Origin of the sequence: Streptomyces sp. SID11385, assembly GCF_010548245.1 — a bacterium.
Lineage (GTDB): Bacteria > Actinomycetota > Actinomycetes > Streptomycetales > Streptomycetaceae > Streptomyces.
The window spans coordinates 1-10,372 of record NZ_JAAGLR010001145.1; the positions used below are offsets into that span (position 1 = coordinate 1).

The 10,372-nt window shown below is 72.6% G+C and carries 8 protein-coding genes; 5 read left to right on the forward strand and 3 right to left on the reverse strand.

Going from position 1 to position 10,372, the window contains the following annotated elements; translation table 11 throughout:
- The 3 genes from G3I42_RS34810 to G3I42_RS34820 form a co-directional block, all read right to left on the reverse strand.
- Positions 1–565, reverse strand: a 565-nt coding sequence (locus G3I42_RS34810; RefSeq protein WP_164291649.1) for a copper homeostasis protein CutC, incomplete at its 3' end; no start/stop codon positions are given.
- A complete protein-coding gene (locus tag G3I42_RS34815; RefSeq protein WP_164291650.1) occupies positions 562–2,094 on the reverse strand; it encodes a M81 family metallopeptidase in 1,533 nt (510 codons plus the stop codon). The genes G3I42_RS34815 and G3I42_RS34810, both read right to left, overlap by 4 nt.
- A 112-nt stretch (positions 2,095–2,206) precedes the next feature.
- Entirely contained in the window at positions 2,207–3,457 is a 1,251-nt protein-coding gene (locus G3I42_RS34820) for an ROK family protein (protein ID WP_203607732.1), read from the reverse strand.
- Between the two features lie 329 nt (positions 3,458–3,786).
- Here G3I42_RS34820 and G3I42_RS34825 point away from each other — a divergent pair, with 329 nt between their 5' ends.
- The 5 genes from G3I42_RS34825 (at position 3,787) to G3I42_RS34845 (ending at position 10,346) form a co-directional block, all read left to right on the forward strand.
- Positions 3,787–5,586 carry a peptide ABC transporter substrate-binding protein gene (locus G3I42_RS34825; protein WP_164291655.1) on the forward strand — a complete coding sequence of 600 codons (1,800 nt, stop codon included), beginning with the start codon at positions 3,787–3,789 and terminating at the stop codon, positions 5,584–5,586.
- Positions 5,587–5,753: 167 nt separating this feature from the next.
- Complete coding sequence (locus tag G3I42_RS34830; RefSeq protein WP_164291651.1) at positions 5,754–6,713, forward strand: ABC transporter permease; 960 nt, start codon at positions 5,754–5,756, stop codon at positions 6,711–6,713.
- On the forward strand, positions 6,710–7,609 hold the full coding sequence (locus G3I42_RS34835; RefSeq protein ID WP_164291652.1) for an ABC transporter permease: 900 nt from the start codon (positions 6,710–6,712) through the stop codon (positions 7,607–7,609). Before G3I42_RS34830 ends, G3I42_RS34835 begins: the two co-directional genes overlap by 4 nt.
- Positions 7,606–9,378 carry an ABC transporter ATP-binding protein gene (locus G3I42_RS34840; RefSeq protein WP_164291653.1) on the forward strand — a complete coding sequence of 591 codons (1,773 nt, stop codon included), beginning with the start codon at positions 7,606–7,608 and terminating at the stop codon, positions 9,376–9,378. The genes G3I42_RS34835 and G3I42_RS34840 overlap by 4 nt, the downstream gene beginning before the upstream one ends.
- A gap of 53 nt (positions 9,379–9,431) precedes the next feature.
- Positions 9,432–10,346: an ROK family protein gene (locus tag G3I42_RS34845; RefSeq protein WP_164291656.1), complete on the forward strand. Its 915-nt coding sequence runs from the start codon at positions 9,432–9,434 to the stop codon at positions 10,344–10,346.
- The last annotated feature ends 26 nt before the right edge of the window (positions 10,347–10,372 follow it).

A 10,372-nucleotide genomic window follows, 5' to 3' on the forward strand; every position in this document is an offset into this window, starting at 1 on the left:
CCCCGCCGCCCGCCATCACCTGCACGCCCGGCGCCGCCGCGGCCATCGCAGCGAGCCGGTCGAGACCCTGCCCCGCGGCCGGGGCGCCGCCCGAGGTGAGGACCCGGGTGAGGCCGAGCGCGGGGAGCAGAGCGGCCGCGGCGACCGGGTCCGCCGACACGTCGATCGCGCGGTGCAACGTCACCTCGACCGAGGGACCGGCCTCGTGGGCCGCGTCGCGCAGCCGGGCGACGGCGTCCACGTCGAGCCCGCCCTCCACCGTGAGCGCGCCGATCACCACGCCCCGCGCCCCCGAGGCGATCACGGACCGCACCTCGGCGGCCATGAGGGCCAGCTCCTCCGCGTCGTGGACGAAGTCCCCGGGACGGCAGCGCACCAGGACCTGCACCGGCAACCCCACCGCGGCGACCGACTCGACCAGCGCGGCCGAGGGGGTCAGGCCGCCGAGTTCGAGGCCGGTGCAGAGTTCGACGCGGTCCGCTCCGTGCTCGCGGGCGGTACGGGCGCCCGCCGCCGAGGTGACGGCGATCTCCAGCGCGGGCCGGGGCCCTCCGGCGCCGGTCACTCCTCGTTCCCGGTGAGGGGCTGGTCGGAGGCGGGGATGATGCGGGCCGTCAGGTCCGGGTCGGCCATGTCGCGGTCGAAGGGGAACATCGGGCGGCTGATGCGGTGGTGGCCGAGCCGGACGAGGTCCTGGTCGACGCCGCCGGGCGTGAGCGCCATCTTCCAGCCGTTCGACATGTCGAACAGTTCCGGCTCCAGGTACCCGATCTTGACGATCACGATGTCGGCGGAGCGGGGGTCCAGCGACAGGTCCGTGAAGTCGTGCTCGTGGTGGTACGGCTTGCGGAGCTTCGTGAGGATCGCGTACACGCTGCCCACGCGGACGACGACCTCGGTCTCGGCGTCGCGGTCGCCGTGCCGGATGGCGTGGACGACGCCGGTGAGCGTGACGGGGCCCGCGTGCCGGTCGTCGACGGCGGCGCCCGCCGTGACGGTGACGGTCGCGCCGACCCCGGCGGCGACGGCGGTCTCGATCGCGGCGGGACCGGGGACGGAGGCGTAGATCACCGTCGGCCCGTCCTCCTTCTGGAACTCGGGCCGCTCCAGGAGCCGGGTGAGGCCCCAGGTGACGTCGCCCGCGCCGCCCGCGGTGGGGTTGTCCCCGGTGTCGCTGATGAAGTACGGCTTGCGGTCGGAGGCGAGCGCCTCGTCGAGGAGCGCGTCGTACGTACCGGTCGGCGCGACGAAGTCGAAGTCGGCGCGTGCCTCCCAGAACCCCCGGGCCAGCCGCTCGGCGCCGCGCGCGACCGCGTCGGTGTCCTCGCCCGTGACGACCACGACGGCGCGGTTGCGGGGCTCGTCGGCCCAGGCGTAGCCGACCCAGATCGCCGCGTCGGTCACGCCCTCGACGGCCTCGACCTCCTCGACCGCCGCGTACACGCTCTTCGCGGGCTCGATACGGGTCGAGGTCTGCTCGCCCGCGAGGAGCACGGGGACGGGGACCCACGCCTTGACGGGACGCGGCGCGCCGGAGGCCAGCAGGCCGACCAGGTTGCGCACCGCGCGCTCCTTGGTCTCCATGTGGTCCTCGTGCGGGGCCATCCGGTAGCACGTGATCAGGTCGCTGCGGTGGACGAGCGCGCGGGAGACGTTGCCGTGCAGGTCCATCGAGGTCGAGACGACGACGTCGGGGCCCACGGTCGCGCGGATGCGCTCCAGGAGGACCGCCTCGGCGTCGTCGACACCCTCGACGGTCATCGCGCCGTGGATGTCGTACCAGAGGCCGTCGAGCGCGGGCAGCGCGGCGAGGCGCTCGATGAGTTCGTCGGTGAGCGCCTGCCACGCGGCGGCCGTGACGGTGCCGCCGGGCAGCGACTTGCCGACCAGGGCCCCGTGCCACTCGGCGGCCTCGCGCAGGGGCGCGCCGGGGGCGAGGAAGGGGTACCGGTCGAATATCGCGGCGCCGCGCGCGGGGTGGAAGGCGGGGGCCTCGGTCCGGGCGGGCGAGAAGGTGGAGGACTCGATGCCGAGCCCGGCGACGGCGATGACCGGGCGGCGCGGGGCGGTACGGGCGGTGCTGTTCTGGGACATGGGGTGGCTCCTCGTACGGAGGGTGAGGACGGGTGGGCGGGGCGGGCGCCCTCCGGCCGGCCGAGTGCTCCGGCCGGTGGGCGACGCTCCTGGTCGGGATCGTGCGCGGGCGTCAGCCCCTGGCCGGAGCGGGTACGGGGACGACGCCGCCGCCCGCCTCGCCGAGCGCGCGGGCCAGGGCGCGCTGGAGGGCGAAGAGCCCGGCGCCGACGAGCCCCGCGTCGGCGCCGAGCGAGGCCCGCTCGATGGTGAGGTGTTCGGTGACGAGCGGGTGGCAGCTCTCGTAGAGCTGACCGCGCACGGCGGCGACGAAGGGTTCGAGGGTGGACAGGATGCCGCCGAGGTAGACGGCGTCCGGGTTGAAGAAGTTGACGTTGGCGGCGAGGACCTGGCCGAGGTGGTCGCCCGCCCGGCGGACCGCGCGGGTCGCCTCCGGGTCGGCGTCGCCCGCGAGCCGTACGACGTCCTCGGTGCTCGTGACGTCGAGACCGCGCTCCCGCAGGATGCGCACGAGGGCCGCGCCCGAGGCGACCGTCTCCAGGCAGCCCGTGTTGCCGCAGGAGCAGGGGACGTCGGCGCCGCCCGCGTCGACACGGATGTGCGTGATGTCCCCGGCCGCGCCCGTCGCGCCCCGGTAGAGGCGTCCGTCCGCGATGACACCGGCGCCGATCGCGGAGCCGATCTTCACCATGATCGACTGCCGGTGCCCGGCGGGCCGGACACTTTGTTCGCCGACCGCCATGCAGTTGGCGTCGTTGTCGACGACGGCGGTGACGCCGAAGCGCTCCTCCAGCCAGTCGGCCACCGGGAAGCGGTTCCAGCCCGGCATCCGCGAGGGCAGGACGACGGCCCCCGCCGCCGCGTCGACCGGGCCGGGCAGGGAGAGCCCGACCCCGCGCAGCCGCGCGCGACCGCGTGCGGTGGCGAGCGCCTCCAGGTGTTCGGCGAGCCTCGGCAGCGCGGCCTCGGGCCCGTCGTCGATCTCGAACGGCACCCCGGTGACCTCGCGCAGGCCGCCGCCGGGGAGCACGACACCGATCCGGGCGTGCCGGCCGCCGACATCGGCCGCGATCGCGTACTCGTCGTTGCCGCCCACGCGCAGGACCTTGCGGGGCCGGCCGCCGGTGGAGGACTGGGTGCCCTCCTCGGCGACGAGTCCGCGTTCGACGAGCTGGGCCACGGTGAGGGAGATGGTGGAGGGAGCCGCGCCGAGGAGCGCGGCGAGTTCGGCGCGGGACGACGCCTGGCCCGAGGCGACGAGTTCGAGGACCCGCGCCGCGAGGGTGGGCGCGCCCTTGGCCGCCGCGCCCTTCGCGGACACGCCCTTGGCGGCCTTGCGGTCCCGTGCACTTATTTCAGTCATGTACGAAGTAACTTCCGCAATGGTGGGTGTGACGGAGACAGTACGCCCGCGCCAAGCGCGGACGACAACTCCGTGGAGAAAGTTGACGAGCTGTTGAGTGAGGCAAAGCGGGATCGAATCAGGACATAAGCACCATGAAGGCGGGGGAGGGCGGCCCCTCGGGACTTTCTTCGAAATCGCAGAAACTTACTTTTTACTAATTCTTGTTTGTTTGTTCGGCGAGTCCGTCGTTGACTGTCGCCGTACAGCGCCGACCCCGCGGCGCCGGCCCGGACTGCCGGGACGAATGCGGGTCCTTTCACCTGAGGAGAGTCATGTCCCTTGCTCGCATGGCGGCCGGCCGCCGCTGGGCCCTGGTCGCGGGTGCCGCCGTCACCACCGGCGCACTGCTCACCGGGTGTTCCGGCGGCGGAACCTCTTCGTCCGGCTCGTCGTCCTCGGACACCATCAACTACGCGCTGCCCGCGAACTTCACGCCGAACTGGATCCTCCCGGTCGGCACCGCCTCGCACCTCAACACGAACAACTCGTCCATATCGCAGTCCCTGTGGGAACCGCTCGTGGCGTACGACGGCTCCGCGGGCAAGGTCGGCTGGAACAAGGACAACTCGCTCGCCACCGACGCGAAGTTCGCCGCCGACAACAAGAGCGTGACGATCACCCTCGGCGACCGGCACTGGAGCGACGGAAAGCCCGTCACCTCGCGGGACGTGGAGTTCTGGTACAACCTCGTCAAGGCCGACAAGGAGGACTGGGCGAGCTACAGCCCGGGCAAGGCTCCGGACAACTGGACCTCCTTCAAGACCGTCGACGCCACGCACTTCACCCTCACCTTCGACAAGGCGTACAACCCGCAGTGGATGCTCGCCAATGAGTTGAGCATGATCCGCCCCATGCCGCAGCACGTGTGGGACAAGACCAGCGACGCCGGCACCGTCTCCGACCAGGACCGCGGCACCGCCGGGGCGAAGAAGGTGTGGTCGTACCTCAACGGCGCGGCCAAGAAGATCTCGGGGTACGCGAGCGACCCGCTGTGGAAGACCGTCAGCGGCCCGTACACCATCAAGACGTTCACGACCGCGGGCAAGGTCCAGCTCACCGCCAACGCCAAGTACGACGGCGGCGGCAAGGCGAACATCAAGAACGTCAACCTGCTGCCCTTCACCACGACCGACGCCGAGGTGAACGCGCTCCGCTCCGGCACCGTCGACTACGGCTACATCAACGCCACCGACCTCGGCCAGGAGGCGTCCTTCAAGGCCAAGGGCTACACGCTGAAGCCGTGGACCGGCTGGGCGATCACGTACATGCCGTACAACTTCAACAACCCTGCCATGGGCGCGGTGTTCAAGCAGCTGTACGCCCGCCAGGCGATCCAGATGTCGGTCGACCAGGCGAGCCTCTCCAAGGTCGTCTACAACGGCACCGCCGTCGAGACGTACGGCCCGATCCCGCAGGGCCAGACCTCCTCCTTCGTGTCGCCGGAGCAGAAGAACAACCCGTACCCCTTCGACACCGCCAAGGCCAGGAAGCTCCTCACCGACCACGGCTGGACGAAGCAGGGCGGCAGCCTCGTCTGCACCGACCCCGGCACGGGCGACGACCAGTGCGGCAAGGGCGTCGACAAGGGCACCAAGTTCGAGATGCAGGTCCTGTCGCAGTCCGGCTCCACCGTCACCGACAACATGATGAGCGCGCTCCAGTCCTCCTTCGCGAAGACCGGCATCAAGTTCGGCATCAAGACCGCGCCCGTCAACTCCGTCCTGTCGCAGGCCGGTCAGTGCAAGGCCGGTGACTCCGGCTGCAAGTGGCAGCTCTCCTTCTTCGGCACCGCGGGCAGCTGGTACTTCCCCGCCTACCCGAGCGGCGACTCCCTCTTCGCCACCGGCGGCGGCTCCAACTTCGGCAGCTACTCCAACCCCGAGGTCGACAAGCTCGTCTCCGCCACCACCACCTCCTCCTCCGACGAGGCCGTGCAGAAGTACAGCGCCGCGCTCGCCAAGGACCTCCCGGTGGTCTGGCTCCCCGAGCCCGACTACCAGATCTCCGTGGTCAAGTCGGGCCTGGGCGGCTTCGCGCAGGACTCCCTCGCCAACTTCCACCCGGCCATGTGGAAGTGGACCAAGTAGGACCGGTCGGTGCGTGCGGGCCCGCCCGGGCGCCAGGCCGCCCCGGGCCCGTACGCACCCTCGCGCCCGCACACCCCTCCCCGTCGGCTCCCACGCGGCGGCGACGCCGCCCCTGCCCCCGGTGACGCCAGCGCGCCCCCCAGAGACGAAGGCGACCGGAAGAACACATGAGCACTTCCTCGTACCTGATCAGACGCGTCCTCCAGGCCCTCGCGGTGATCGTCATCGTGACGATCGTCGTGTTCGGCCTGCTGCACGCCCTGCCCGGCGGACCCGCGCGCGGCATCCTCGGGCCGCAGGCCACCGCGCAGCAGATCGCGCACTTCAACCACGAGCAGGGCCTCGACAAGCCGCTGCCCGTCCAGTACTTCTACTACCTCGGCCAGCTCCTCCACGGGGACCTCGGCACCTCCTACACCCTCAACGAGCCGGTCTCGCAGCTCATCACCGAGCGCCTGCCGAAGACCCTCGTCCTCACCGTGCTCTCCGCGCTCCTCGGCCTCGTCCTCGCCGTCCCGCTCGGCATGTGGCAGGCGGTGCGCCGCAACAAGCCCGTCGACTACGTCATCACCACGGTGAGCTTCATCGCCTACTCGACGCCCGTCTACTTCCTCGGGCTGATCCTGGTGCTGGTCTTCAGCCAGGGCCTCGGCTGGTTCCCCTCGCAGGCCCCGCAGGGCGAGACGCTGAGCCAGGTCTTCTCCGACCCGCAGGCCCTCGTCCTGCCCGTCGTCGCGGGCGCCGCGTCGATGATCGCCGTCTTCAGCCGCTACATGCGCGCGGCGACCCTGGAGAACCTTTCCGAGGACTACGTGCGCACCGCCAGGGCGGGCGGCTCCCGCTCCCGCGCGATCCTGTGGCGCCACGTCTTCCGCAACTCGCTGACGCCCGTCGTCGCGATGCTTGGCTACTACGTGCCCGTCCTCTTCGGCGGTGCCCTCGTCGTCGAACAGCTCTTCAACTACCCCGGCATGGGCCTGCTGTTCTGGACCGCTGCCCAGGCGTCCGACTACCCGGTCCTGCTCGGCTGCGTCCTCGTGATCGCGGTCGCGACCGTCGTCGGCACCCTGCTCGCCGACATCGTCCAGCGGGTCATCGACCCCCGAGTGAAGGCAGGACGGGCATGAGCGCCGTCATCCAGCCGGGCAAGGTCCCCGGCACCGCCACCGCGCCGAGCGAGGCGTCCGGCGCCCGACTCGCCGTGCGCCGCTTCCTGCGCAACCGCCTGGCCGTCGTCGGCCTCGCCTTCGTCGTCCTCTTCTTCCTGTTCTGCTTCATCGGCCCGCTCGTGTACTCCACCGACCAGACCCACACGATGCTCGACCAGGTCAACCAGGCCCCGAGCGGCGCCCACTGGCTCGGCACCGACGCCGTCGGCCACGACGAACTCGGCCGGCTCATGTACGGCGGCAAGGTCTCCCTCATCGTCGGCCTCGCCGCCGGTGTCCTCGCCACCGTCATCGGCACCCTGTGGGGCGCGACGGCCGGGTACGCGGGCGGCTGGATCGACGCGTTCATGATGCGCGTCGTGGACGCCGGGATCGCCATCCCCGCGCTGTTCATCCTCCTCGTGGTCTCCGCCATCACCACGCCCGGACTCAGCGGCCTCGTCCTCATCCTCGGGCTCGTCTCCTGGCTCGTGCCCTCCCGCCTCGTCCGGGCCGAGACGCTGACCCTGAAGAACAGGGACTACGTCCTGACCCTGCGCGCCATCGGCGGCACGCACGGCCGCGCGATCCTGCGGCACATCCTGCCCAACTCGGTCTCGACCGTCATCGTCGCCGCGACCTTCCAGATCGCCGACGCGATCCTCCTGGTCGCCTACGTCTCCTACCTGGGACTCGGCGTCCAGCCGCCGCAGACCGACTGGGGCGGGATGCTCTCGGCCGGGCTCACCGCCGCTTACTCCGGCTACTGGTGGCTGATCCTGCCGCCCGGCCTGGCCATCATCGTGGTGGTGTGGGCGTTCAACGCGATCGGGGACGGGCTCCGCGACGCTTTCGATGTGAGGGGACGCGGATGAGCGCCACCACCAAGGCTCCCGGACGCCCGGCGGCGGGACCCGTACTCGCACTCGACGACCTCGGCGTCGTCTTCACCACCGAGACCGGCGAGGTGCCCGCCGTCAAGGGCGTGTCCCTTGAGGTCGCCCCCGGCGAGACCCTTGCCCTCGTCGGCGAGTCCGGCTCGGGCAAGTCGACCATCGCGCTCGCCGCGATGGGCCTGCTCGACACCAACGCCCGCGCCACGGGCAGCGCCGTCGTCGCGGGCACCCAGGTCGTCGGCACCCCGGACTCCGCGCTCGCCGCGCTGCGCGGCAAGAGCGTGTCCATGGTGTTCCAGGAACCCGCCACCGCGCTCGACCCGCTCACCCGGATCGGCCGCCAGATCAGCGAGGTGATCCGCAACCACCGCGACGTCCCCGCGAAGGAGGCGGCCGCCGAGGCCGTCGAACTCCTGCGCCGCGTCGGCATCCCCGACCCGGAGAACCGCGCCCGCGCCTACCCCTTCCAGCTCTCCGGGGGGCAGCGCCAGCGCGTCGTCATCGCCATGGCCATCGCCAACGAACCGGGCCTGCTCATCGCCGACGAGCCGACGACCGCGCTCGACGTCACCGTGCAGGCCGAGATCCTCGACCTGCTGCGCCGCCTCGCCGTCGACACCGGCACCGGCGTCCTGCTCGTGACCCACAACATGGGCGTCGTCGCCGACTTCGCCGACCGCGTCGCCGTCATGTACCAGGGCGAGATCGTCGAGACGGGCCCGGTCGAGGACGTCCTGCTGCGCCCCGGCCACGACTACACCCGGCGGCTCCTCGCCGCGGTGCCCCGCCTCTCCGTCGCCGAAGCGAGGGCCGAGGCCGTCGCAGAGGCGGAGACCGCGGCGGCCGGGCGGAAGCCGGAGGCCGTACGGGACGAGCCCGCCGACTCCGCGCACACCCCCGGGGCACCCGCCCCCGTCGCCGAACTCACGGACATCAGCGTCGTCTTCGGCCGCGGCAAGGCCGCCGTACGCGCCCTCGACGGCGTCTCGCTCCACGTCGGCCCCGGTGAGACCCTCGGCCTCGTCGGCGAATCGGGGTCGGGGAAGTCCACCGCCGCGCGCGTCGCGCTGGGCCTCATCCCGCCCACCTCGGGCACCGTCACCCTCTTCGGCTCCGACCTCGCCCGCACCAGGGGCCGCGCCCGCCGCGCCCTGCGCTCCGGCATCGGCGTCGTCCTCCAGGACCCGGTGGCCTCGCTCGACGCCCGCATGACCGTCGGCGAGTGCGTCGCCGAACCGCTCAGGGTGCACAGCCGCCAGCTGTCCGCCAAGGACCGCCAGGCCAAGGTCGCCGCCGTACTCGAACGGGTCCGGCTGCCGCGCGAGGTCGCCCGGCGCGCCCCGCGCGAACTCTCCGGCGGCCAGCGCCAGCGCGTCAGCCTGGCCCGCGCCCTCGTCCTGGAGCCGCGCCTCCTCGTCGCCGACGAACCGACCAGCGCGCTCGACGTGAGCGTGCAGGAAGCGGTACTCGAAGTCATCACGGAACTCCAGGAGGAGCTGGGCTTCGCCTGCCTCTTCGTCTCCCACGACCTCGCCGTCGTGCAGCACTTCGCGCAGCGCGTCGTCGTGATGCGCGCCGGACGCGTCGAGGAGCAGGGCAGTACGGGCACGACCCTGCTGCACCCGGAGACCGACTACACCCGCCGTCTGCTGGCAGCCGTGCCCGTGCCCGACCCCGCGGTGCAGCGCGCCCGCCGGGCCGACCGCCTGGCCACGCTCGCCGCGGGCCGCTCGGAGGCACAGGCGTGACCCACCCCGTTCCCCCCACCGGGGCCCGCACGGCCCCCGATCCCGCGCGGCCGTTGTTCGCGGGCATCGACATCGGCGGCACCACGACCCAGGTGGTCGTGTGCGCCGACGACCTGACCGTCCTCGCCAGGGCCGAGGCCGCGACGCCCGCGCGCGAAGGCGGCCACGCCATGATGGGCGCCGCGTTCGGCGCCCTCGCCCCGCTCCTGGCCCGCACCCCGGGCCGGCTCGTCGGCGCCGGGGTCGGCGCGGCCGGCGTCGTCGACCCCGAGAGCGGACGCATCCTCGTGGCGAGCGATTCCTTCCGCGGCTGGGCCGGTTTCGCCGTCACGGAGGCGGTCGAGACGGCTCTCGGCGTCCCGGCCTTCCTCGACAACGACGTCAACGCCTTCCTCACCGGGGAGGCTTCGGCCGGGGCCGTGCGCGGCGAGAGCGACGTGCTCGGGATGACCCTCGGCACCGGCGTCGGCGGCGCCCTGTGGACCGGCGGCGCCCTCTTCCCCGGACCGCACGGCGCGGCGGGCGAGATCGGGCACATCCCCGGTTTCGGCGACCTGCCCTGCACGTGCGGCGGGCGCGGCCACCTGGAGACGCTTGCCTCGGGCCGGTCCATCGGCGCCCGGTACACCGACCGCACCGGCCGCCGCCTCACCGCCCGCGAGGTGTACGAGGCCGCCACGTACGGGGACGAGGACGCGCGCGCCGTCTACCAGGCCGCGGGGCGGGGCATCGCGCGCGCCGTCGTGATCACGGCGGGCGTCGTCGACCTCACGACCGTCGTCGTGGGCGGCGGCGTCAGCGGGGCCTGGCCGCTCCTGGAACCGGTCATCCAGTCCGCCCTCGCGGCCGAACCGCCCGTGAGCGGGCACCCGGTGCGCCTCGTGCGCGCGGCGCTCGCCTCCGACGCCGTCCCCGTGGGCGCGGCGGCGCGCGCCCGCGGGGAACTGTCGGCGGTGCCGCTCGGGTAGCCCCGCGCGGCCGCGGCTTCGCGCGG